Source organism: Kribbella polygonati, from assembly GCF_050320105.1.
GTDB lineage: Bacteria > Actinomycetota > Actinomycetes > Propionibacteriales > Kribbellaceae > Kribbella.
The window spans coordinates 8,398,823-8,422,347 of sequence record NZ_CP190129.1 but is presented as its reverse complement, the minus strand read 5'-3'; the positions used below and the strand labels follow the sequence as shown (position 1 = coordinate 8,422,347).

Genomic DNA, 23,525 nt, shown 5'->3' with positions numbered 1-23,525 from the left:
TCCTACAGCGTAGTGAGGTCCCGGCGGTGCGTTTCGGAGTACGACGTCACCGCCACGATCGAGATGACCGCGCAGACTGCGATGTAGACCGCGATCGCATAGCCCGAGTCGTACGCCTTGAGCAGGGCGACCGCGATGAAGGGAGCCAGGCCGCCCGCGATGATCGATGCGAGCTGGTAGCCGACAGAGACACCGGAGTACCGCACCCGTGTCCCGAAGAGCTCGGTGAAGAACGACGCCTGCGGCCCGTACATCGCACCGTGCAGCACCAGCCCGACCGTGACCGCAAGAGCAGCCAGTGCGAAGTTCTTGGTGTCCACCAGCGTGATGAAGAGGAAGCCCCAGACCCCAACGCCGATCGCGCCGACCAGATAGACGGGCCGCCGGCCGATCCGGTCCGACAACGCACCCCAGAGCGGGATCGCGAAGAAGTGCACGGCCGCACCGATCAGTACGGCGTTCAACGCGAACGACTTGCCCATCCCGAGGTGTTCCTTCGCGTACGTCGCGATCACGATCGTGAAGATGTAGTAGCTGACGTTCTCCGCCATCCGCGCGCCCATCGCCGTCAGCACCTCGCGCGGGTACCGCGTCAGCACCTCGATCAGCGGAAGCTTGTCCGCCGGCTCCTGCTTGGCCCGCGCCTCCTTGAACACCGGCGACTCCTCGATCCGCAGCCGCACCCAGAGGCCTACCAGCACGAGTACTGCGGACAACAGGAACGGAATGCGCCAGCCCCAACGGTTGAAGTCAGCGTCCGACTGGAACGCTGCCAGCCCAGCCAGGACACCGTTGGCGATCAACTGACCCGCAGGAGCGCCCGCTTGCGGCCAGGACGCCCAGAAACCACGCCGTGCCGGATCACCATGCTCCGACACGATCAGAACCGCCCCACCCCACTCCCCGCCCAGTGCGAACCCCTGGATGAGCCGCAGCACCGTCAGCAGGATCGGAGCGAGCGCACCGACCTGTGCGTACGTCGGGAGCAGGCCGATGGCGAACGTAGCGAGCCCCATCATCAGCAGGGACAGCACCAGCAACTGCTTGCGCCCCAGGCGGTCACCGAAGTGCCCGAACACCACACCGCCGATAGGACGTGCAAAGAAGCCCACCGCGAACGTGGCGAAGCTCAGCAGCGTCCCCGTGAGCTGTTCTCCCTTCGGGAAGAACAGGTCTCCGAACACCACCGACGCGGCGACCCCGTACAGGAAGAAGTCGTACCACTCGACCGTCGTACCGACGAGACTCGCGCCGACCACCCGGACGATCGACGTACGTGTCTGGACTGGTTGTGTTGCCGTCATGGCGGGCTCCTGAGTTAGTGGGCGGTCCAGCCGCCGTCGAGTACGAACGAGCTCCCCGTGATGGAGGCGGACGCGGGGCCGCACAGTACGGCGACCAGCTCCGCCACTTCGGCCGGTTCGATCAGCCGCTTCACCGCGACCGGTTCGAGCAGGACCTTGTCCAGGACCTCTGACTCGGACAGGCCGTGTGTTGCAGCCTGATCCGCCAGCTGCGCAGTGACGAGCGGCGTACGGACGTACGCCGGGTTCACGCAGTTGCTGGTCACCCCGTGCGCAGCACCTTCCAGGGCGACCACCTTGCTGAGTCCCTCGAGCCCGTGCTTCGCAGCGACGTACGCCGCCTTGAAGGGGCTGGCCCGTAGCCCGTGGACCGAGCTGATGTTCACCACGCGGCCCCAGCCGGCGCCGTACATGTGGGGCAGCGTCTGGCGGATCAGCCGGAACGGTGCCTCCAGCATGAGCCGGATGAGGTAGCTGAAGCGCTCCGGCGGGAACTGCTCGACCGGTGCGACCTGCTGGACGCCCGCGTTGTTCACCAGGATGTCTACGTCCGTCGGGAGGTCCTGGAGCCGTTCCAGATCCGACAGGTCGGCTACCACCGTCTCAACACCGTCCAGCGCGTCAAGACCGGCCTGGTCGAGGTCGACGGCCACCACATGCACACCGTCCGCTGCCAGGCGCTGGGCGCACGCTGCGCCGATACCGGACGCTGCACCGGTGACTAGGGCTCGACGGGTCTCCATGGCGGACGACTGTAGGAATCAGCGACCGTAAGGACTATGGGATGGGAGCACATATCCGCTGCCTCGACTGTGGTGGCGTGCGCCACTTATCCACAACCCGGCCTATCAAAGCGGCGCGGCACGATAGGCAGGCTTATTGTTGAAACATGGTCGACATCGAACCGCCGAAGCAGAAGGCCGCCGGCGTGCCCGCCGTGCTGTCGTCGTTCAAGTTCGGTCTCCGCGAGATGGGACCGGTCCGCAGCGGCCGGGTCTTCCTGAAGATGAATCAGGACCGCGGGTTCGACTGCCCGTCCTGCGCGTGGCCGGATCCCGAGCACAAGCACGCGGCGGAGTTCTGTGAGAACGGCGCCAAGGCGGTGGCCTGGGAGGCGACCCGCAAGCGCGTGTCCCGGGACTTCTTCGCGCAGCACTCGGTGGCCGACCTGGACCGGATCTCCGAGTTCGACCTCGGCAAGCTCGGCCGGATCACCGAGCCGATGCTGCTCCGGGCGGGCGCCACACACTACGAGCCGGTCGGCTGGGACGAGGCGTTCCAGGTCGTCGCGCGGCACCTCAAGGCGCTTGTCGACCCCGACGACGCGGTCTTCTACACGTCCGGGCGGACCAGCAACGAGGCCGCCTTCCTGTACCAGCTGTTCGTCCGCGCGTACGGGACCAACAACCTCCCGGACTGCTCGAACATGTGCCACGAGTCCTCCGGTACGGCGCTGTCCCGGGTGATCGGCAGCGGCAAGGGCGCTGTCACGCTGAAGATGCTCGAGGAGTCCGAGCTGATCGTGGTCGTCGGGCAGAACCCGGGCACCAACGCGCCGCGGATGCTCACCCACCTCGAGGTCGCCAAGCGCAACGGCGCCTCGATCGTGTCGGTCAACCCGCTGCCCGAGCCCGGCCTGATGCGGTTCATGAACCCGCAGAAGCCGCGCGGCCTGGCCGGCAAGGGGACGCAGCTCAGCGACCAGCACCTCGGCATCCGGATCGGCGGCGACCAGGCGCTGTTCCTTGCCCTCGGCCACCTCCTGCTGCAGGCCGAGGCGGCGAATCCGGGGACCGTGCTGGACAAGTCGTTCATCGACTCGCACACCAGCGGTTTCGAGCTCTACGCCAAGCACAACGCCGAGCTGGACTGGCCGGCCGTCGAGCAGGCCACCGGGCTGCGGCGCGCCGAGATCGAGGAGCTGGCCCAACGGTTCCTCGCGTCGAAGGCGACCGTGGTGTGCTGGGCGATGGGGCTGACCCAGCACCGGGACGCGGTCGCGACGATCACCGAGGTCGTCAACGTGCTGCTCCTGCAGGGCAACATCGGCAAGCCGGGCGCGGGACCGTGCCCGGTGCGTGGGCACTCCAACGTCCAGGGCGACCGCAGCATGGGGATCTGGGAGAAGATGCCCGACGCGTTCCTGGACAAGCTCGACCACGAGTTCTCGTTCACGTCGCCGCGGGAGCACGGCATCGACGCGGCCGCGACCGTGCAGCGGCTGCGCGACGGCGACGTTCGGGTGTTCTTCGCGATGGGCGGCAACTTCGCGTCCGCGACGCCGGACACCGAGGTCGTGCACCGCGGTCTGCGCGAGTGCGACCTCACCGTCCACGTGTCGACGAAGCTGAACCGGTCGCACACCGTCACCGGTCGCGAGGCGCTCATCCTGCCGACGCTCGGGCGGACGGACCACGACCACACCGCGGCAGGCCCGCAGTCCGTGTCGGTCGAGGACTCGCAGGGCGCCGTACACCTGTCCAAGGGGAACCTGATCCCGCCGGCGCCGGAGATGAAGTCCGAGATCGGGATCGTGTGCGGGCTGGCGCAGGCCGTCGTACCGGACGTCGGGCAGATTCCGTGGGCGGACTTCGCCGACGACTACAGCCTGATCCGGCAGCGGATCGGGCGGGTCGCTGACGGGTACGAGAACTACGAGGACCGGCTGCGGGACGGGGACGGCGGGTTCCTGCTCGCGCATGCCGCGCGGGACCGGCGCGAGTTCAAGACGTCGGACGCGCGGGCGCAGTTCACCGCGAACGATCTGACCTGGTTGCCGACCGAGCCCGGCCGGCTGCTGCTGCAGACGTTGCGCAGTCACGACCAGTTCAACACGACGATCTACGGGCTCGAGGACCGGTACCGCGGGATCCACGGGACGCGCGAGGTGGTGTTCGTGCATCCGGAGGACCTGGCGGAGCTCGGCCTGCGGGACGGGCAGTACGTCGACATCGTGAGCGAGTTCCAGGGCGTCGAGCGGCGGGCCGCGCACTTCCGGCTCGTCTCGTACCCGACGGCTCGCGGATGCGTCGCGGCGTACTACCCGGAGACCAACGTGCTGATGTCGGCCGATGACCTCGCGAAGGGCAGCAACACGCCGGTCGCGAAGGGCATCACCGTGCGACTAGTCGCTTCCTGAACCAGGGCTGCAGTACGGCGAGCAGCGCGGCCACTGCGGCGCTGGTGAGCCAGAGCCCTGTGGGGCCGGAGGTTTTGAGCAGCTGAGTGACAGTGAGTGGGGCGATCGTGGTCGCGATGCCCCAGCTCAGACCGAAGATCGCGAGGTAGCGGCCGCGTGCCACGTCCGGGGCGAGGCCGGACGCCTGCGTGAGATAGCGGGTCAGCAGGAAGAGGTCGCCGAGGCTCCACAGGACGGCTGCCAGCACGAAGACCAGGAGCGTGTGGGCGAAAGCGCAGGCCAGCAGGCCGGTGGCGAGGAGTACGTAGCCGATCGCGATCGACCGGAAATCATCGAGTTTCTGGACGCGTAGGAGGCGCTGAGCGACGATCAGGACGGCGGCGGAGACCGCGAGAATCACGCCGGTGCCCGACTTGGGGATGCCTTGCTCGAGCAGGGTCAGCGGAATGCCGATGACGAGCTGCATGTAGATCGTCGCGAAGACCGTGCCGCTTGCCAGCAGCAACAACAGCCGGCCGTCCCGCCACGGGCTCCGCTCCAGCTGGTCGCCGACGTCCGGCCGGTCGGTCGCCGGGTCCCGACGTACGTCAGCTGGTAACGCGAGCGCAACGAGTGCGGCGCAGGAGAGGCAGGTGATCGCGTCGGCGACGAAGAGCCAGCGGAGGTCCCAGTGGCTGATGGCCGCGGCGAGCAGGCCGGCGAGAACACCTGCCCCGGCAAGGGCCGCGCTGTAGAGACCATAGGCCGCGGGGCGATCCTCGGGCTCGGTGACATCGGCGATCATCGCCTGGCTCGGCGGCTCGTAGATCTCGAACGCGAGCCCGAGCAGAACAGTCGCCAGTACTGCGGACCACAGCGCGTGGCTGAGCGCGATCCACAGCTGTGAGACCGCGCAACCGACCAGTCCGAGTACGATCGTCCGCCGCCGGCCGAGCCGGTCCGCGAGCTGGCCGCCCAGTAACCGCGACGGGATCGTCGCCGCACCGAACACGGCGAGGATCACCCCGGTCTCGGTCAGCGAGGCCTTGAACTCGACCGCCAGCACGACCCCCAGGAACGGCAGCGTGAACGCCCCGATCTTGTTGACCGCGCGGGCGACGATCAGGATCCACACGGCGCGTGAGAGTCCTCTGGTCGCGGCGACGACGCTCATACCGAACCCCCATGACTGTCTAAGTGGCTATGATCGGTCACGCAAGCTTGAGCCTACGGAGGTGACGCGTGACTGGTCAAGTCTCTTTTGATAGTCATGCCCGGAGTGTGCTGGCCGCGTCGGTCGAGTACGTGAACCGGCTGACGCCCGGATACTCCGGCGGTACGCCGTACTCCGCACCGGCCGGCGACCCGGAATCCGTGACCACCGCGGTCGCCGAGGCCCTCACCGCGATCGGCTACCCGCCGCGCGAACGCCCGCCGCTGGGCGACTCGCGCCGGCTGATCGACCTCGCGGCCCGGATGCGGATCGTGTTCGAAGCCGCGAACACCGGCGACCTCGACTCCGCCGCGACCGAGATCAACGCGCTGCTCCGAGACACCAATGCCCGCCCCCAGCTGGATCGCGGCCGCGACCGACCGTGGAGCCTCCACTTCCACGGCCCCGACGAACAACTGGCCAACGGCTGGGCCGCCGGCTGCGCCGCAGGCCTGGCCCTAGCAGTAGGCAGCGACCTAGCCGGCCGCCTAGGCGTCTGCGCAGCCCCCCACTGCGACCGCGTCTTCGTAGACACCTCAAAGAACGGCCAACGCCGCTTCCACTCCCCCCAATGCCAAAGCCGAGTAAAGGCCGCCGCCCACCGAGCCCGCCAGTCCACCAACTGACAGACCGATGTTCGAGCAGATCGTTCCGGACGGCCAGACGCCGACGCCGACCCTGGTCGCGGCTTGGCTGGTGCTGGGCACCCTGCGCACAGAGTCCGTACCGATGTGGGCCGCCAACTGGCTCGTCCAGGGGTACGACGGCAGCTCGCTCGTCGAGCTGGCGGGCCTCAGCGGACGGGACACCCACGAGGTCCGCGATCTCCTGCCGGCAGCTCTCGCGGACGTTGGCGTCGCTGTGCCGTCCTCGCGACAGGCGGCGGTCAAGGTGGCGTACGACCACGTCGCCAGGTTCCATCTCTCCGGCCGGGCCCACTGGGCCTGGGTCGTCGACAAGGTCGTCGAGCTGGTCGAAGCCAACGACTACGCCGTCGAAGCCTTCGAGCAGCCGCTGGCCGGACTGTGGGCGATCGAATCGGGCGAGCCGTGGAGCCGGACCGACCCCGAGCTGGCCGCCGAGGTGCACCAGGCGTGCTTGGAGCAGTTGGCGGGCTAGCGGTTGGTTTGTCTGCGGGTCAGGACGGGGGCGGTTGGGTGCTCGTTGTCCACCACCAGGTCGGCGCGGGCGGCCGGGTTGTGGTGGTCGACGTACAGGCGTTCGCCTGGGATGTAGCGGGTGCGGTAACGGTGAGCGGCGGCTTCCTGGGAGTCCATCCAGGCTGCGTCACGTACGGCGCCACGCTGGAGGACTGTTTCGAAGCTGACGTGGACGTAGATGCGGAGGTCCCAGCAGTTGTTCAGTTCCGGGCGTTGCAGGAACGCACCGTCGGCGATCAGGACGGCATTGGGCGCGGCTGTCCGGACGGGCACGTCGAGGGCGTCGGCGGCATTGGCCTGGCGGATCGCGGTCGTGTAGCGGCGGTCACCACCCGGCCCGAGCGGTTCGAGCAGACGAGCTCGGATCGCCTCGTTGTCGTACACCTCGTGGTAGTAGCTCTCCGGCGACTCGATCGGGTACGTCGTCCGCAACTTCGGCGCCCGCTTGAAGTAGTCCAGCCCGACGCGGATCACCTCCCGCGCGGTACGCCCCCGCAGCACCTCGGCCAACTCGTCGGCCAACGTCGTCTTCCCCGCCGCCGAACACCCGTCCACCGCCACCCGCACCGGATGCCCCCGCTCGACCGACAGCACCTCCGCCGCCAACTTGACCAGCACCACAGCCCGATCTCCCATGACCAGATTCTCCATCGCCCAAGCACGGAGAAGCAGGTGCGGCCCACCCAGGTTCACGACGTGGGTGGGCCGCGGCGGGGAGTCGGTCGCCACCGACGCCCCGCGTTCCAGGTCGGTCAGCCGACGGAGGTTAGTTCGCGGTCGGGGGTGGGGGTTGTGGAGTGCTTGGCGGGCTTGGGGCGGAGCCAGTTTGGGGCCCACCAGTTGGCTTCGCCGAGGAGGGTCATGATGCTGGGGAGGACTACGGCGCGGATGATCGTTGCGTCGATCAGGATTGCTACCGCGAGGCCTACGCCGAGTTGTTTCATGTCCAGGGTGCTCAGGGTGGCGAAGACCGCGAAGACGCCGATCATGACCGCGGCCGCGCTGGTGACGACGCCGGCTGAGCCTGTGATGCCCTCGGCGACGGCCTGGCGGGTCGGGACTCCGCGGAGGACCGCTTCGCGGATTCGGCTGACCACGAAGACGTGGTAGTCCATCGACAGGCCGAACAGGACCACGAAGAGGAACAGCGGGAGCCAGCTGACCACTGAGCCGTTGGAGCGGAAGTGGAGCAGGCCCTCGGCCCACGTGTTCTGGAAGACGGCCGTGACGACGCCGTACGCCGCTCCCGCGCTGAGCAGGTTGAGCAGGATCGCCGTGACCGCGACGACCACCGAGCGGAACGTCGCCATCATCACGATCATCGTCAGCAGCAGGACGAAGCCGATCACCAGCGGGAGCTTGGCGCGGGTGTGGGCGGCGTAGTCCACGTCCGCGGCGACGAAACCGCCGACCGCGTACTCGGCGCCGGGCACCTTCCCGACGGTCTCCGGCATCAGGTCCTTGCGGAGCTTGGCGAGTGAGTCGCGGGCCTGCTGGCTACCACCCTCGTACGGCGTGGCCACCTCCAGCGTCGCGACCGTACCGTCCTTCGAGAACCGCGGCTTCTCCAAGCCGTCCGACGCGAACAGCGGATCGCCCTTGGTCTTCCGCATGAGCTCCGCCAGCGCGGCCTGTACGGCGGCCTGCTCGTTCGCGGGCGCCCGTACGGCGACCTCGTGGCTCGTGCCCGTACTCGGGAAGGCGGCGGTCAACCGGTCGTACGCCTTCATCACCGACGTCGTCCGCGGCAGGTCCTCGGTTCCCGGGAACTTCAGCGTCATCCCCAACGCCGGCGACGCGACCGCGAGCAGCGCGGTGACGGCGACGAGCAGCGTGGCGATCGGGTGCTTCAGGGCCGGCTTCAGCACGGTCGGCCAGAACCGCGGCTGCCGGTTGCCGGCGGTCAGCCGCCACAGCAGCGGGATGCGCGGGCGGTCCACCCAGCGGCCGAGCTTCGCCAGTACGGCGGGGAGCACGGTCAGCGAACCGACGACGGCGACCGCGACGACCAGGATCGACCCGACCGCGAACGACGAGAACACCGCGTCCCGGGCCAGGAACAGGCCGGCCATCGAGATGATCACCGCCGTACCGGAGACCACGACCGCGTGGCCGGAGGTCGCCGCCGCGATCTCGACCGCGTCGACGTGGCCGCGGCCCTTGGCGCGCTCCTCGCGTTCACGGCGGAGGTAGAAGAGCGAATAGTCGACGCCGACCGCCATCCCGATCAGCAGGATCACGCTGTTCACCGCGTCGACCGCCGGTACCAGCTGGGACGCCGCGGCCGAGAGGCCGATGGCGGCCGCGACGGCGGACAGCGCGAGCAGCACCGGTACCGAGGCGGCGATCAGTGCACCGAACGCGATCAGCAGGATCGCCAGCGTCACCGGCAGGCTGAACATCTCCGCGCGCTTGAAGTCCTTGCCGAGCGTCTCGTTCAGCGCCTTGCCGATCGAGAGTCCACCGACCTCCTCGATCCGGAGGTCCGGGTACTGCTTCTGGACCCGCGCCGTGGTGTCCAGCAATGGCTGGACCCGGTTGTCCCCGGCGCCGTCCTTCAGCGTCACCCGGACGATGACGGCTTCGCCCTTCGGCGACGGCATCGGCTGGGCGACCTCCGCGACCCCACCGAGGGCGCGCATCTGCTGAATCACCGTGCCGGCGGCCTTCCGGGCGGCGGCTTGGTCGAGCTGCCCGGACGGTGCCGTGATCAGCACGCTCTCCACGTCCGGGTCGTCGAAGTGTCCGGACTTGACGATGTTGTCCGCCCGGGTGACCTCGCCGATGTTCCCCTCATCGGTCGACTTCTTGGTCCCGGTCATCGAGCCGAGCGCGAAACAGGCGGCCACGACCACCAGCCACATCGCGATCGCCCGCCACGGATGGGTGGCGCTCCAGCGCGCCGCCCGGACCGTGATCTGTCCCCTGGCCATACGTTCCCTGCCCCTCTGCGCCCCCTCCGGCGCCCCACCCAGCGCACCTGGCGCGGCGCTGGCTACGGGACAAAAGCCTCGCCGGGAGGACCCTGCGGGGACCATGCAGGAAGCCCCCGAGCCACCCCTGGGGGAAACCCCACCCACCCCTTTTCCGTACGCCGTACGCACCCGGTGATCGGATGTCCGGCGAGGACCTCAGAAGTCCTCGAAGTCCAGGGAGGCGGCGGCCGAGACGCCCTCGAGGTACCCCTCGGCGCGCTCCGCCTTCGGGTAGCGGTGGACCAGGTCCCAGAAGTGCGCGTTGTGCGCCGGCTCGATCAGGTGGGCCAGTTCGTGGACCAGGACGTAGTCCACGACCCAGCCCGGCATCGACTGCAGCCGGGTGCTCAGCCGGATCGACCGGTCCGCCGGAGTACAGGATCCCCACCGTCTGTTTTGGTTCGAAACCCACCTCACAGACGCAGGTTCGGGCACTTCGGGGAGGTGGCGACACGCGAGTTCGTGTGCTCTGGCCAACAATTTTTCGTCCGACACGCGCGATCGGCTGCGCTGCTTCTCGAGCCGCGCCAGCATGGTCTCGACCCAGCGCGCCTCCTCGGCGGCGGACAGCCGGTCGGGCATCAGCACGACCACCCGCTCGCCGTCCCGGTAGGCGCTGACCGTGCGCTTGCGCCGCTTGCTGCGACGGATGTCCACGTACGGCGGGATCGGGCGCGGTGGAGAGTCGGCCATGGCTCAAAAATGTACCCCCCGAATCCGACAACTTTCTTCGGTGCACACCCTGTGGATCAGCGTTTCCGCAGGTCAGACGCCTGATCTTGATCCCGCCGATCCCCGTTGTTCACACCGTGTTCCCCCGCCCGTCCACAGCACCCGGCGGCGCGTCCCACACGTTGCGCACAGAGTTATCCACAGGCGTGGACAACCTGGGCTTGCCTCCGCGGCCGGGTCCTCCTAGCGTCGTCTGCAACAGGCTCCCGGACCGCTTCCGGGACTGCTCGGAGGGGAAGCCGAGTCGTTCCGGAGGCGGATCACCGGGAGCCTGTTCCGCGTCGGCGAAAGTTTCGGTAAGGGCTTTCCTCGGGGGATTCCGGCGGCGCGCGGACCACCCGGTGCGCTTGAGCCTGCGCCAGGAGGCCGTAGGGTGAATCCCGACTGGGCCGAACGGCCTACGGCAGGACGGTCTGCCGTTAGCATCCAACGACTGCCCGGGGCGAGGCCCCGGGCTGGAATTCAGAGCAAGGAGAGGGCCCTCATGGCAGAGACCTGGAGCGGCGAGTTCTACTGCGTCAAGTGCAAGGCCAAGCGCACCGCCGACGGCGAGGTCAAGGTCAACGACAAGGGCACGCGCATGGCGAAGGCCAAGTGCCCCGAGTGCGGTACGAACCTGAACCGGATCCTCGGCAAGGCCTGACGCACCAAGTCGTAGGGGCGGTGCCGGACCTGCAACACGGGTCCGGCACCGCCCCTCCGTCGTCCCGGCTTGGGCGACCGGACAGAATGGAGGGGTGTCGGACCTTCCTCGTAAGGCGCTGAGCCGGACCGCGAAACTCGCCAGCCTGCCGCTCGGCGCCGCCGGGCGGGCGACGGTCGGCCTGGGCAAGCGCATCGGCGGCGCTCCCGCCGAGGCCGTGCTGGCCGAGTTCCAGCGGCGTACGGCGGACCAGTTGTTCGCCGTCCTGGGTGAGCTCAAGGGCGGCGCGATGAAGTTCGGGCAGATGCTGAGCCTGATGGAGTCGGCGATGCCGGAGGAGCTCGCGGCGCCGTACCGGGCCACCCTGACCAAGCTCCAGGACTCCGCCCCGCCGATGCCGGCGGCGACCGTGGACAAGATCCTGTCCGCGGAGCTCGGCAAGCGCTGGCGGGACCGGTTCGACGAGTTCGACGAAGTGCCCGCGGCGGCCGCGTCGATCGGCCAGGTGCACCGCGGACGGCTGAAGGACGGCCGCGAGGTCGCGGTCAAGCTGCAGTACCCGGGTGCCGCCGAGGCGCTCCGCGCGGACCTCCGCCAGCTCGGCCGGTTCGGCCGCACGATCGGCACGCTGATCCCCGGCCTGGACGTGAAGCCGCTGGTCGCGGAGCTCCAGGAGCGGATCGGCGAGGAGCTCGACTACGACCGCGAGGCGCAGGCCCAGCAGCAGTACGCCGATGCCTTCAAGGACCACCCGGAGTTCGTCGTCCCGCGGGTGGTGAAGCACTCCCCCACGGTGATCGTCTCCGAGTGGATCGAGGGCCGCCCGCTGTCGTCGTTCATCAGCGACGGCACCCAGGAGGAGCGGGACGCGATCGGGCTGAAGTACGTCCGGTTCATGTTCAGCGGGCCGAAGTACGCCGGTCTGCTGCACTCCGACCCGCACCCGGGGAACTTCCGGGTGCTGGCGGACGGCCGCCTCGGCGTGGTCGACTTCGGCCTCTGCGCACGGCTCCCGGACGGGCTGCCGCCGGCGATCGGGCGGCTGCTGCGGATCTCGCTGAACGGTGACGGCGTCGCGGTCCGGGACGGGCTGAAGGCCGAGGGCTTCATCAAGCCGCGGATGGAGATCGACCCGGAGCAGCTGATGGACTATCTGGCGCCGTTCGCGGAGCCGGCCCGGGAGGCGACGTTCCAGTTCAGCCGGGCCTGGATGCGCGCGCAGGCGAACCGGACCGGTGACTTCCGGTCGCCGAACGCGTCGCTCGCCCTGCGACTCAACATGCCGCCGTCGTACCTGCTGATCCACCGGGTGTGGATCGGCGGCATCGCCGTCCTGTCACAGCTCGAGGCGGAGGCGCCGTTCCGGGCGGTCCTGGAGGAGTTCCTGCCCGGTTTCACCGACGACTGAGGGCCGGCAGCCGCCGCAGCGTCACGGCCAACAGGACGGCCATTGCGGCCAGGGCCAGCGCGGTGATGCCGGCGGCGAGGTGCAGGCCGGACGTGAATGCCTCGCGAGCCTGGGTCAGTACGTCGCCTGTGGCGCCCTGGGCGATCGTCTCGCCGAGCGAGTTGCCGCCGGTCCGGCCGCGGTACACGGCGGTCACCACGCTGCCGAGGACCGCGATCCCGAGCGAGTAGCCGAACTCGTTCCCGGTCTGGGTCAGCGCGCCCGCCGAGCCCGCCTTCTCCGGCGGCACCGACCCGATCACCAGGTTCGTCCCCAGGATGACCAGCGCGCCCGGCCCGAAGCACTCGAACGCGAACGCGAGCACCAGGACGGTCGTCGACGTCGTCAGGCTGACCACGATCATCCCGGCGACGGTGAACGCGACGCCCGCCGGGATCAGGACGCCCGGGCGGATCCGCCGCGCCAGCCGCGGCGCCAGCTGGAACCCGATGGTCGACGTGATCATCCCCGGCACCAGGGCGAGCCCGGCCTGCAGCGGGGTCATCCCCTTGACCAGCTGGAAGTACTGCGCCACGAACACCATCACGCCGCCGGACAGCATCGAGTACGCCGTCATGCTGCCGAGCGTCACGCTGAACGTACGACGCGTGAACAGCCGTACGTCGACCAGCGGGTCGTCCAGCCGCAGCTGCCGCCGTACGAAGATCGCGCCGAAGACGGCCCCGACCACCAGCGCCCCGGCAGCCTGCAGGTCGGCCCCGTGCGCCGCCAGGTGCTTCAGACCGTGGATGGCCGGCAGGATCGCCAGCAACGACAGCAGCACACTCGGTACGTCGATCCGCCCGGCCTGCTCGTTGCGGTACTCCGGCAGCAGCACCGGCCCGACCGCCAGCAGCACAACCATCGCGGGGACGCCGATCAGGAACGCCGAGCCCCACCAGAAGTGGTTCAGCAGTACGCCGCCGACGATCGGGCCGACGATGGCCCCGACGGTGAAGCAGCCGCCCCAGACGCCGAGCGCCGTCGCGCGCTGCCGCTCGTCCGGGAACAGCGTGGAGATCAGCGACAGCGTGCACGGCGCGATCGCGGCACCGGCGATCCCGAGCACCGCACGGGCACCGATCAGCATGCCCGGATTCACGGAGTACGCCGCGACGACCGAGGCGACCCCGAAGACGGCCGCGGCGATCAGCAGCAGCCGGCGCCGCCCCAGCCGGTCGCCGAGCGAGCCCATCGTGATCATCAGGCCGGCCACCATGAACCCGTACACGTCGAGGATCCACAGCTGCTGGGTGCCGTCGGCGTGCAGCGCCTCGGTGACGGCGGGGATCGCCAGCAGCATCACGAACAGGTCCAGCGAGACGAGCAGCGTGGCCAGACACAGCACGCCCAGCGCGATCCACTGCCGCCTGCCGGTCGCCGTTTCGAGAGTGACGGTCATGATCCGGGTCCTTTCGGGAAGTTCCTTCACTCAACGCGTCGATCGGAGCGGCCCGGCGTCGACATATCTTCGAAAGGAATTCCTGTCCAGGAAGTGGAGACCGTGATGACACTCCCGAGGTCGTTTCACCCGACGAGTGGCTGGCCGCGCGGCGCGAGCTGCTGCGGCTGGAGAAGGAGGTGACCCGGGCCCGGGACCGGCTGAACGCGGAGCGGCGGCGGTTGCCGATGGTGCGGATCACGAAGCCGTACACGTTCGAGGGTCCGGACGGGCCGGTCGGGCTGCTGGACCTGTTCGCCGGGCGGGACCAGCTGGTGATCCATCACTTCATGTTCGCGCCGGACTGGGACGACGCGTGCCCGAGCTGCTCGTCGGCGGCCGACGAGATCGGCAACTTCCGGCAGCTACACGTGTGTGGGACAGATTAGTGGTGGGGGTTGTCTGAGACTGGACGACCGGGTCGCGCCCGTTCTCCTGCACTTCCGCACGCAGCAGGAGCTGGCGACCGAGAAGAGTACGCCGTGGACGGACGGGCCGTGGACCGCGGACCTGAACGGCGAGGAGATGCCCGGGATCAGCACGTTCCTGCGGGTCGGCGAGGACGTCTTCCACACGTACTCGACGTTCGGCCGCGGGATCGAGGACTTCCACAACGGCTACCGGTACCTCGACCTCACCGCGCTCGGCCGCCAGGAGGCGTGGGAGGAGCCGGCCGGACGGGCACAACCGCTCGGACTCCAGGTCGGCGGCCCGGCGATGCGGGTGCCCGACCAGTACTGATCACCAGTAGACGGTGTCGAGCTTGCCCTCGATGTTGCGGACGTTCTCGCGGGAGCAGCGGTCGCAGTACAGCAGCTTGCGACCGTCCTCGAACGACGTCGCCCAGGTCAGCGGCGCCTGCTCCGACTCCGCCTGGACACCACACAACGCACAGGTAGCACTTGCCATGCCACTAGTGTGCACGTCGTGCGATGGACAGTTCACGGCGAGGGCGAAGTCTGGGGAAACCAGTGGATGAGCGTACGGCGGCTGGACGTCGAGCAGCCCGACGGTGAGCGGTACGACTACCACGCCGTACGGCTGAAGGACATCGCCGCGGCGGTCGTCACGCGGGACGAGCACGTGCTGCTGATGTGGCGGCATCGGTTCCTGACCGACACCTGGGCGTGGGAGATCCCGATGGGGATCATCGAGGCCGGGGAGGACCCGGAGACGGCGGCCGGGCGCGAACTGCTGGAGGAGACCGGCTGGCGGGCGGACGGGCTGACCGAGCTGATCCGCTCGGAGCCGGCCGCCGGGATCATGGACTCGCGCCACTTCGTGTACCGCGCGACGAGTGCGACGTACGTCGGTGAGCCGACGGAGCGGAACGAGTCCGACCGGATCGAGTGGATCCCGGTCGCGGACCTCGCCGCGATGATCGCCCGGCACGAGATCGTCAGCGGGATCACGCTGATCGGCCTGCTCCAGCTGCAGCTGGAACGCTGAAGGGGCGGCACCCCCTTGTCGGGTGCCGCCCCTCGGTTTCAGCTGGTCAGGCTGTGTTTCTGGTGGATCAGACGAGGCGGGCGAGTGCGAGGCGCGCGCGTGCGCTGGCCCTCTCCGCTCGCCGGCCTGCCCGCTCGGCCTGCTTCTGCGCCCGCTCAACTTTCTGGGCGAGGCGGAAGCGTCGGTTCTGCTCTGCGTCCTTCAGTGAAGTACGACAATGAGCACGGGCGAGATCTTCATGAAGTAAATGCATTTCGGTGCTCCTGGTGAAAGTCTGGGTAGTCATCGTTCGGACTCGTTTTCGTAGGGGTTGTCGTCGTCAGGCAGCGGTTACGGTGTCGCTCTTGCGGGGACGCCCACGGGGCCGCTTGCGCGGAACCACCACACCCTGGACGAACAGCTGGCCACCCCACACACCCCACGGCTCGGAACGCTCGAGCGCTCCGGCCAGGCACTCGGCCTGCAGCGGGCAGGTCGTGCAGAGTGACTTCGCGTACTCGACGTCCGCCGGCGATTCGGCGAAGAAGAGTTCTGGCGCGTAGGACCGACAGGGCAGGTCCTGCGACGTTGCCACCTCGGTGAAGACATCGAGGAAGCTCACGCTCATTCCGGTCACCTCCCAGTGACTGTTTGATGCTGATCTCTTGTCGTCCTCGACGATTACCGGTTGGTAATCGCCAAAACTGTGCTGACAAACAAAAGGGCCGCGGGACCCTTGGGTGGGTTCCGCGGCCTGGAGGTGCCGGCTCTGACGCTTGTCAGACCGGTGGACTCCATGCTCGAGAACCCGAACCGCCGTACTTCACATCGCCGACAGCTCCGCCCTTGAACTGGGCAGCGCCGGAAGCCATGAGCACAACGGTCGCGACGTGCAGGCGCGGCGAGGCACCCGGGATCTGGGCGCACGGCAGCGCGGCAGCGTCGCTGAACGGCTTCTTGACCGTGTTGGTAATCATTTCCAGGGCACCTCCTCTCGTTGTGGCGAAGCGGGCGGTTGGCTCGATCGCTATGGTGGTTCGAAGTTTTCGGCCAGGCTTCGGCCGCAGAAAGAACAGTACGCCGTCCCCGGCGGAGCCCGCAAACTATTTAACGCCAGTTCGCGAAGTTGGCCGGAAGTTGCCGCCGCGGCGGCCGGATCTGGCTGTTGCGACCGGTTCGCACCGCGTACCGCAACGTTTCCGGCACGCTCCGGGATCGTTGCCTCTGTCACCTAACTGCCACGTCTGCCGGCAGCAGAACACGGCCTGTCGTCCAGCATGCGCCGGGCCGCGCGTGCCTGGCAACAGATTAGGACCTGTCTGGTGGTCCAGCGCCGTAGCGAGGAGGTGCTCGGTGCGGTGCATCGCCGTGCGGGGGCGAAGGTCTCGATGCGGAGCATCGTGGCCTTTGCACCCGTGCGGCGAGGCGCCGTGCCGAGTGCCCCGCAGTAGGCGCTGGACCACCAGACAGGTCCTAGGTCAGCGGGTGCAGAGGTTGATGATCTGCTCGCCGTACTTCGAGATCTTGGTGTGGCCGATCCCCGGGATCTGCCGGAGCGCCTGGGCGTCGGCGGGCCGGGTCTCGGCGATCGCGGTCAGCGTGGCGTCGGTGAGGATCACGAACGCCGGCATCTTCTCGGACTCCGCCTGCCCGGTCCGCCACTCGATCAGGGCGTCGTACAGCTTCTGGTCCATCGTCGACGGGCAGTCCTCGCAGCGGCCGAGCTTGCGGGCACCGGGGTCGAGCAGCCCCTTGCCGCACACCCGGCACTTCGGGATCGGCCGGTCGGACCGCTGCGCCCGCGCCGGGCGCTCCCAGCCGGCCGACGAGGGCGGGGTCCATTCGGTCCGCGCCGTACGGACGCCGATCGGGTCCAGGAACCGGGTCGGGCCGCGGGTACCCCGGCCGCCCGGCGAGCGCGAGGTCGACCAGCTGACGAACAGCTGCTGCTTCGCCCGCGTGACGCCGACGTAGAACAGCCGCCGCTCCTCCTCCACCTGGGCCGGAGTCTGGGCGTACGCGATCGGCAGGGTCCCCTCGTGCGCCCCGACGATGAACACGCACTCCCACTCCAGGCCCTTCGCGGCGTGCAGCGTCGCCAGCGTGACGCCCTCCGCCAGCGGCGCGTGCTGGATCGTCGCGCGCCGGTCCAGCTCCGCCATCAGCTCGGGCAGCCGCGCCTCGGGGTGCTGCGCGGCGAAGTCCGCCGTCATCGTGACCAGCGCGCTCAGCGACTCCCAGCGGTCCCGCACCGCACCGGTCCCGGTCGGCGGCTCGGCCGTCCAGCCGGCTCCCGCCAGAACGCCGGTCACCGTCGACAGCAGGTCGTCCCCGGCCTCGCCGGCCTTCACCTGCCCGCGCAGCAGTACGGCGGCCTGCCGGATCTCGGCCCGCTCGAAGAACCGCTCCGCGCCCTTCAGCACGGTCGGGATCTTCCGCTCGGCCAGCGCCTGCTCGAAGTTCTCCGACTGCGCGTTGGTCCGGAACAGTACGGCGATGTCGCGCAGCGCGACGCCCTCGTCCTGCAGCCGGGCGACGGCGCGCGCGACCGCGTCCGCCTCCGCGACCTCGTCGGAGTACTCCCGATAGACCGGGACCGGGCCGGCGTCCTTCTGCGAGCGCAGCGTGACCCGACCGGGCAGCCCGGTCGGGCCGGCCGCGTCGAGGATCTTGTTCGCCACGTCGACGATCTGCGGAGTCGACCGGTAGTCGCGGACCAGCTTGATCAGCGTCGCCGACGGGTGCCGGGACGCGAACCGCACCAGGTTCTCCGGCTCGGCGCCGGCCCAGGAGTAGATGGTCTGCGCCGGGTCGCCGACCACGCAGACGTCCTCGCGGCCGCCCAGCCACAGGTCGAGCAGCGACTGCTGCAGCGGCGAGACGTCCTGGTACTCGTCCACGACGAACGTCCGGTACTGCCGCCGGATCTCGGCCGCCACCCGCTCGTCCTCCGCGAGCAGCGCGACCGCGCAGAGCAGCACGTCCTCGAGGTCGATCCGTCCGCGCTCCATCTTGACGTCCTCGTACGCCGCGAACACCCGGGCGATCGTCGCCGGGTCGAAGGCGGCGAGCGTCCGGCCCGACTTCGGCGCGACCTTCGCGTAGTCGTCCGGGCGGACGTTGCTCACCTTGGCCCACTCGACCTCACCGGCGAGGTCGCGCAGCGCGGGGGTGTCGACGCGGATCCGGCAGCGCGACGCGGCCTCGGTCAGCAGCGGGAACTTCCGGTCCGCGATCGGCGGCAGCTCCCCGCCGTACACCTTCGGCCAGAAGAACCGGGCCTGGCGGAGCGCCGCGGAGTGGAACGTGCGGGCCTGCACACCCTGGACGCCGAGCTGGGCCAGCCGCCCGCGCATCTCCCCCGCCGCGCGCTGGGTGAACGTCACCGCGAGCACCCGGACCGGGTCGAACGTCCCGGTCCGCACGCCGTACGCGATCCGGTGCGTGATCGCCCGGGTCTTCCCGGTGCCCGCGCCGGCCATCACCACCACCGGCCCGTGCAGGGCGGTCGCGACCGCCCGCTGCTCCGGGTCGAGCGCCTCCAGGAGGTCCTCGGCGGAGGCGGGTCGTGTGAAGTCGCTCACGGACTGAGACATGCGGGAACAGCACCACCTGGACCATGGTTCGAATACGTCGAGGGCAACCCTAGACCGGTCGTCCGACAGAAACCTCCGAAGGAGTCCGCCGATGTCGGCTTTCACCATGTACTCGACCCCGTGGTGCGGCTACTGCCACCGCTTGAAGGGCCAGCTCAACCGGGCCGGCATCGAGTTCACCGAGGTCGACATCGAGCAGGTCCCGGGTGCCGCGGAGATCGTCGAGAAGATCAACAACGGCAACCAGACGGTGCCGACCGTGGTCTTCCCGGACGGTACGGCGATGACCAACCCCTCCCTCGCCCAGGTCGCGGAGAAGCTCGCCGCGTAATTACGGCCTGAGGCCATAATTCCTGGGTTATGGACTTTACGGCCATGACCGTTATACCTTGCGATGAACCACGTCGCAGGGAGTCCGCCCATGTTCTCGCGCCGTCAATTCCGCCATGCCCTGATCACTGTCGCCGCCGCGCTCGGCCTGCTCGCTCTGGGCGGGCTGCGCGCGACGGCCTCCCCGCCGGGTGACCTGCCGCATCCGTTCCCTTCGGAGAACTGGCCGCTCGGCCCGGCGACCAGACCGTTCGCCCCGACCACCGACGTCGTCAAGAACCTCGGCTCCCCCGTCAGCTCGCTGACGATCATGGAGGGCGCCGTCGGCCGTACGCCGGACGGCCGCGACGTCGTGTACGCCGTACCCGCCGGTGAGAACGCCCGGCTGAACGTCGTAGACCTGCATTCGCGCGAACTGCTGCGCACCGTCCCGCTGCCCGGGGCCGCCGGCGGCTGGGCGATCGTTGTGGTGCCCAACGGCGACGTGTACCTCGGTACGTACGCCAACGCGCACCTGTACCGCTACAGCCCGGTCACCGGTGAGGTAACCGACCTGGGGCAGCCCATCCCGAACCAGTCCCAGATCTACGGCCTCACGGCCGACCCTGAGGGCAACGTGTACGCCGGGACCTACCCCAACGCCCACGCGTTCAAGTACGACGCGACGACCGGAGAGGTCACCGACTACGGCTCACTGGACCCGGTGCAGCAGTACGCGCGGTCCACCGTCTACGACCCCGACCACAACAAGCTGTTCGTCGGAGTCTCCACTCCCAACGCCCGGCTGCTCCGGATCGACGTCGCGACCAAGGCCGTCGAGGACATCACTCCGCCGGGTACGACCGCCAAGGACTTCATCGACCTGGACTACGCGGGCGGGAAGGTGTTCGCGAACGCCAGCAGCCGGCTTGTCGTGGTGGACGCGGTCACCGGTGAGCAGGTGAAGTACACCGACGCAACCACGGGCCAACAGGTGATGGACTACCCGATCGCTGCCCGCGGTGTCTCCGCTGCCGGACCAGGCGGCGTCTACTTCACCGACAACACTCTTAGGCTCACGCACTACGACCTGGACACCAACACGGTCGGCCCGGTGACGCCGGCACGCACCCTGACCCGTGGAGCGTCCATCGGGTACGGCTGGGTCACAGAGAACGGCGTACCGGTCTTGTACGGCCTAGCCGGGAACTACTCCGGCGGAACGTTCCGCTACAACCCCGCGGACGGAACGCTCGCGCAATGGAGCTCCCCGTTCCAATACGTGCCCTCGCCGCTCATGCACGAGCTGGCCGACGCCAGCACGGGCAAGGTCTTCGTCAACGTCTATCTGAACGGCTCTACCGCCATCTACGACCCAGCCACGGGCAAGTCCGCTGTGACGACCCGGCAGGGCCAGGTGGAGGGCTGGGCATGGGACGGCCACGGCAAGATGTACGTCGGTATCTACCCGTACGGCAGGCTCTCGCTCTGGGATCCGACGCAGCCGGACAGCGCCACGAACCCGAAGGAGCTGTTCAGCCTCGTCGACAGCGACCACCAGAACCGCCCGGTCTCCGTAGTACCCGACGGCGACCACGTGTACGTCGGCACCACACCGGCGTACGGCGAGTACGGCGGCGCCTTGACCGTGTACGACGTACCAACGGGTGTCCACACCGTCTACCGCAACCTCGTGGCCGATCAGACGATCGCGTCGATCGTGCCGGACGGGAACGACGTCTGGCTCGGGTCCAGCATCGAGGGTGGCCAGGGCACCGACCCGAAGGCCACCGAGGCGCATCTGGTCAAGGTGGATCCGGCGACGGGCCAGGTGCTGACCGACGTCGTGCCGGTGCCGGGCGCGGCCAGCATCAACGAGCTGATCGACGGGCCGGACGGCAACGTGTGGGGGCTGGCTGACGGCATCGTGTTCGCTGTCGACCCGGCCACGGGTGCGGTGCAGCGGCTGCTGCCTGTGTTCAGCGGAGCGACCGGTTCGCAGGACGGCGCGCTCTCTTGGCGCGACGGCTATCTGTATGGCGTGACAGGTGGGCGGCTGTTCGTTCTGGACATCCTGAGCGGCCGTTCGACGATCCTGCGTGACCACGGCCTCAACCGGCTCACCCAGACGCCGGACGGCACCTACTACACGCTGCTGCGTCCGGACGGGTACATCAACCCGACCAACCTGGCGTCGTACACGCCGCCCGTGGACCCGTGTCCACAGTCCGACGTACGGCCGACGGTGTGGACCGGCAACATCGACAGCCACGTGCAGAACCGCTTCCTGACGTACGGCTGCACGCTGACCGACGTACTACCGAGCGCGAAGGCCAACTGGCCCAGCCACAGCGCATATGTCGCTGCCGTCGGCGTCAAGGTTCGTCAGCTTGAACAAGACGGCTCGATCGAGCACTGGGAGGGCGTACTGATCCTGGTCGCCGCAGCCAGGTCGAACGTCGGGAAGTAGTCAGCCGAGGCTCTCGCCGTACCAGCCTTCGATCAGGCGGCGGGAGATCGAGATGGCGCCCGGGAGGCGCATCGTGCCGGATTCGATCAGCGCACGAAGGTCCTCCCGGGTGAACCATCGGGCGTCGGAGATCTCGTCGCCGTCCACCTCGATGTCGAAGCCCGTCGCCTTCGCGTAGAACCCGAGCATCAGGCTGGCGGGCAACGGCCACGGCTGGCTGCCCGCGTACCTGACCTCCGGCCCGACGATCACGCCGCTCTCCTCGAGCACCTCACGGCGTACGGCGCCCTCGAGCGACTCACCGGGCTCCACGAAGCCGGCCAGTGTGGAGTACTGCCCCTCCGGCCACTTCTCGTTGCGGCCGAGCAGGGCGCGGTCCTGGTCGTCGGTGACCAGGACGATGATCGCGGGGTCCGTACGCGGGAAGTGCGACGTACCGCAGTTCGGGCATTGCCGGACGTGGCCCTCTTCCACCACCTCGGTGTGCTCGCCGCAGTTGGCGCAGTGCGTGTTCACGGCGTGCCAGTTGGCCAGTCCGATCACATGGACCGCGGCCCCGGCCTCCCGGTCGTCCAGGACGCCGCCGACCTCGCGCAGACCGGCGTACGACTCGTCTGGCTCGTCCTTGACCAGAACGGCGAACACGGCGCGGCCGTCTGCCGTCATACCGGCGCCGGACACGCGGTCGATGCCCAGGAAGACCCGTAGGCCTTCGGGCGCTTCGGACGGCGGAACGAAGCGCAGGGCAGTCCGGTCGTCGGTCACCTGGATCTTGTCGCCGGCCACCGCGACCACCTGCGTGTCAGCCGCGCCCCACGCCTTCTCCAGCCAGTCGTCGTCCCGCCTGCGGTCGGCGGCACGGTCCAGAACGGACCGGGACAGGGTCAGCGAACCAGGTGCGATGGAGTAGGCCACGTCGCACAACCTACCCCGGGCGCGTGAGAGCATCCCGGCATGAGTATTCACATCGCCGCCGAGAAGGGGCAGATCGCACCGCGGGTGCTGTTTCCGGGGGACCCGCTGCGGGCCAAGTGGATCGCCGAGACCTACCTGTCGGACGTGATCTGCTACACCGAGATCCGGAACATGTTCGGGTTCACCGGCACCTACAAGGGCGAGCGCATCTCCGTCCAGGGCTCCGGGATGGGCCAGCCGTCCGCGTCCATCTACGCGAACGAGCTGTTCGAGTCCTACGACGTACAGACCCTGATCCGGGTCGGTACCTGCGGCGCGCTCACCGAGTCGGTCCGGGTCCGGGACGTGATCGTGGCGATGTCCGCGAGCACCGACTCGCAGATGAACCGGCTGCGCTTCCACGGCATCGACTACGCGCCGACCGCCGACTACCAGCTGCTCCGCGCGGCCGTCGACGCGGCCGAGGCGGCCGGGCTGAACGTGCACGTCGGCCAGGTGTTCTCCGGCGACCTGTTCTACAACGACCGTCCGGACCTGGTCTCGCGGACCGCGGAGTACGGCGTTCTCGGCATCGAGATGGAGGCCTCCGCGCTGTACACCCTCGCGGCGAAGTTCGGCCGCCGCGCGCTCGGCATCATGACCGTGTCGGACCACCTGATCACGCACGAGGTGACGTCCGCGGAGGAGCGCCAGACGACGTTCTCCGAGATGATCACGATCGCACTCGACGCGGCGATCGAGGTGCCGGTCTGAACCGCCGGCTCGTCGCAGCAC

At 68.9% G+C, this 23,525-nt stretch carries 23 protein-coding genes; 11 read left to right on the top strand and 12 right to left on the bottom strand.

Going from position 1 to position 23,525, the window contains the following annotated elements; genetic code table 11:
* Positions 1 to 2: 2 nt before the first annotated feature.
* Both ACQHIV_RS40620 and ACQHIV_RS40615 read right to left on the bottom strand, forming a co-directional pair.
* Entirely contained in the window at positions 3 to 1,304 is a 1,302-nt protein-coding gene (locus tag ACQHIV_RS40620) for an MFS transporter (RefSeq protein WP_427889859.1), read from the bottom strand.
* Between the two features lie 14 nt (positions 1,305 to 1,318).
* A complete protein-coding gene (locus ACQHIV_RS40615) occupies positions 1,319 to 2,047 on the bottom strand; it encodes a 3-hydroxybutyrate dehydrogenase (RefSeq protein WP_427889857.1) in 729 nt (242 codons plus the stop codon).
* 146 nt (positions 2,048 to 2,193) lie between these two features.
* On the opposite strand from ACQHIV_RS40615, the gene ACQHIV_RS40610 reads away from it, so the two are divergent.
* Entirely contained in the window at positions 2,194 to 4,443 is a 2,250-nt protein-coding gene (locus ACQHIV_RS40610; protein ID WP_427889855.1) for an FdhF/YdeP family oxidoreductase, read from the top strand.
* Here ACQHIV_RS40610 and ACQHIV_RS40605 read toward each other — a convergent pair.
* On the bottom strand, positions 4,418 to 5,596 hold the full coding sequence (locus tag ACQHIV_RS40605) for an MFS transporter (protein ID WP_427889853.1): 1,179 nt from the start codon (positions 5,594 to 5,596) through the stop codon (positions 4,418 to 4,420). The two genes, ACQHIV_RS40610 and ACQHIV_RS40605, sit on opposite strands and share 26 nt — an antisense overlap.
* Before the next feature lie 68 nt (positions 5,597 to 5,664).
* Between ACQHIV_RS40605 and ACQHIV_RS40600 the strand changes: the two genes are divergently transcribed.
* Positions 5,665 to 6,261, top strand: a complete 597-nt coding sequence (locus ACQHIV_RS40600; RefSeq protein ID WP_427889851.1) for a CGNR zinc finger domain-containing protein — start codon at positions 5,665 to 5,667, stop codon at positions 6,259 to 6,261.
* A gap of 7 nt (positions 6,262 to 6,268) precedes the next feature.
* Positions 6,269 to 6,754: a hypothetical protein gene (locus tag ACQHIV_RS40595; protein ID WP_427889849.1), complete on the top strand. Its 486-nt coding sequence runs from the start codon at positions 6,269 to 6,271 to the stop codon at positions 6,752 to 6,754.
* On the opposite strand, the gene ACQHIV_RS40590 is transcribed toward ACQHIV_RS40595, so the two are convergent.
* From ACQHIV_RS40590 to ACQHIV_RS40580, 3 genes are all read right to left on the bottom strand, one after another.
* Entirely contained in the window at positions 6,751 to 7,431 is a 681-nt protein-coding gene (locus ACQHIV_RS40590; protein ID WP_427889847.1) for a uridine kinase, read from the bottom strand. The two genes, ACQHIV_RS40595 and ACQHIV_RS40590, sit on opposite strands and share 4 nt — an antisense overlap.
* A gap of 116 nt (positions 7,432 to 7,547) precedes the next feature.
* Positions 7,548 to 9,728: an MMPL family transporter gene (locus ACQHIV_RS40585; RefSeq protein WP_427889845.1), complete on the bottom strand. Its 2,181-nt coding sequence runs from the start codon at positions 9,726 to 9,728 to the stop codon at positions 7,548 to 7,550.
* Between the two features lie 198 nt (positions 9,729 to 9,926).
* Positions 9,927 to 10,463, bottom strand: a complete 537-nt coding sequence (locus ACQHIV_RS40580) for a YgjP-like metallopeptidase domain-containing protein (RefSeq protein WP_427889843.1) — start codon at positions 10,461 to 10,463, stop codon at positions 9,927 to 9,929.
* 523 nt (positions 10,464 to 10,986) lie between these two features.
* On the opposite strand from ACQHIV_RS40580, the gene ACQHIV_RS40575 reads away from it, so the two are divergent.
* Positions 10,987 to 11,145 (top strand): DUF5679 domain-containing protein, encoded by a 159-nt coding sequence (locus tag ACQHIV_RS40575; protein ID WP_012922897.1) that lies wholly within the window; start codon positions 10,987 to 10,989, stop codon positions 11,143 to 11,145.
* A 94-nt stretch (positions 11,146 to 11,239) separates the two neighbouring features.
* The gene (locus ACQHIV_RS40570; protein WP_427889840.1) at positions 11,240 to 12,553 is read left to right on the top strand and encodes an ABC1 kinase family protein; all 1,314 of its coding nucleotides are present in this window, start codon (positions 11,240 to 11,242) and stop codon (positions 12,551 to 12,553) included.
* Here the strand turns inward: ACQHIV_RS40570 and ACQHIV_RS40565 are convergent.
* Positions 12,540 to 13,994: an MFS transporter gene (locus ACQHIV_RS40565; RefSeq protein WP_427889838.1), complete on the bottom strand. Its 1,455-nt coding sequence runs from the start codon at positions 13,992 to 13,994 to the stop codon at positions 12,540 to 12,542. The genes ACQHIV_RS40570 and ACQHIV_RS40565 overlap by 14 nt on opposite strands.
* 41 nt (positions 13,995 to 14,035) lie before the next feature.
* Between ACQHIV_RS40565 and ACQHIV_RS40560 the strand changes: the two genes are divergently transcribed.
* Together ACQHIV_RS40560 and ACQHIV_RS40555 are read left to right on the top strand one after the other, a co-directional pair.
* Positions 14,036 to 14,422 carry a DUF899 family protein gene (locus tag ACQHIV_RS40560; protein WP_427896661.1) on the top strand — a complete coding sequence of 129 codons (387 nt, stop codon included), beginning with the start codon at positions 14,036 to 14,038 and terminating at the stop codon, positions 14,420 to 14,422.
* A complete protein-coding gene (locus ACQHIV_RS40555; RefSeq protein WP_427889836.1) occupies positions 14,409 to 14,774 on the top strand; it encodes a DUF899 family protein in 366 nt (121 codons plus the stop codon). Before ACQHIV_RS40560 ends, ACQHIV_RS40555 begins: the two co-directional genes overlap by 14 nt.
* Here ACQHIV_RS40555 and ACQHIV_RS40550 read toward each other — a convergent pair whose 3' ends face one another.
* Positions 14,775 to 14,942 carry a hypothetical protein gene (locus ACQHIV_RS40550; RefSeq protein ID WP_427889834.1) on the bottom strand — a complete coding sequence of 56 codons (168 nt, stop codon included), beginning with the start codon at positions 14,940 to 14,942 and terminating at the stop codon, positions 14,775 to 14,777.
* Between the two features lie 18 nt (positions 14,943 to 14,960).
* Between ACQHIV_RS40550 and ACQHIV_RS40545 the strand changes: the two genes are divergently transcribed.
* Entirely contained in the window at positions 14,961 to 15,482 is a 522-nt protein-coding gene (locus ACQHIV_RS40545) for an NUDIX hydrolase (RefSeq protein WP_427889833.1), read from the top strand.
* Between the two features lie 319 nt (positions 15,483 to 15,801).
* Here ACQHIV_RS40545 and ACQHIV_RS40540 read toward each other — a convergent pair whose 3' ends face one another.
* From ACQHIV_RS40540 to ACQHIV_RS40530, 3 genes are all read right to left on the bottom strand, one after another.
* Entirely contained in the window at positions 15,802 to 16,089 is a 288-nt protein-coding gene (locus ACQHIV_RS40540) for a WhiB family transcriptional regulator (RefSeq protein WP_130383944.1), read from the bottom strand.
* A 151-nt stretch (positions 16,090 to 16,240) separates the two neighbouring features.
* Positions 16,241 to 16,438 carry a hypothetical protein gene (locus ACQHIV_RS40535; protein WP_344193297.1) on the bottom strand — a complete coding sequence of 66 codons (198 nt, stop codon included), beginning with the start codon at positions 16,436 to 16,438 and terminating at the stop codon, positions 16,241 to 16,243.
* A gap of 501 nt (positions 16,439 to 16,939) precedes the next feature.
* The gene (locus ACQHIV_RS40530) at positions 16,940 to 19,057 is read right to left on the bottom strand and encodes an ATP-dependent DNA helicase UvrD2 (protein ID WP_427889830.1); all 2,118 of its coding nucleotides are present in this window, start codon (positions 19,055 to 19,057) and stop codon (positions 16,940 to 16,942) included.
* Positions 19,058 to 19,148: 91 nt separating this feature from the next.
* On the opposite strand from ACQHIV_RS40530, the gene ACQHIV_RS40525 reads away from it, so the two are divergent.
* On the top strand, positions 19,149 to 19,388 hold the full coding sequence (locus ACQHIV_RS40525; protein ID WP_427889828.1) for a mycoredoxin: 240 nt from the start codon (positions 19,149 to 19,151) through the stop codon (positions 19,386 to 19,388).
* Between the two features lie 90 nt (positions 19,389 to 19,478).
* A complete protein-coding gene (locus tag ACQHIV_RS40520; RefSeq protein WP_427889826.1) occupies positions 19,479 to 21,836 on the top strand; it encodes a hypothetical protein in 2,358 nt (785 codons plus the stop codon).
* On the opposite strand, the gene nudC is transcribed toward ACQHIV_RS40520, so the two are convergent.
* On the bottom strand, positions 21,837 to 22,751 hold the full coding sequence (nudC, locus tag ACQHIV_RS40515; RefSeq protein WP_427889824.1) for an NAD(+) diphosphatase: 915 nt from the start codon (positions 22,749 to 22,751) through the stop codon (positions 21,837 to 21,839).
* A gap of 39 nt (positions 22,752 to 22,790) precedes the next feature.
* Between nudC and deoD the strand changes: the two genes are divergently transcribed.
* Positions 22,791 to 23,504, top strand: coding sequence for a purine-nucleoside phosphorylase (gene deoD, locus ACQHIV_RS40510; RefSeq protein ID WP_427889822.1), 714 nt, complete (start codon positions 22,791 to 22,793; stop codon positions 23,502 to 23,504).
* Positions 23,505 to 23,525 lie beyond the last annotated feature (21 nt).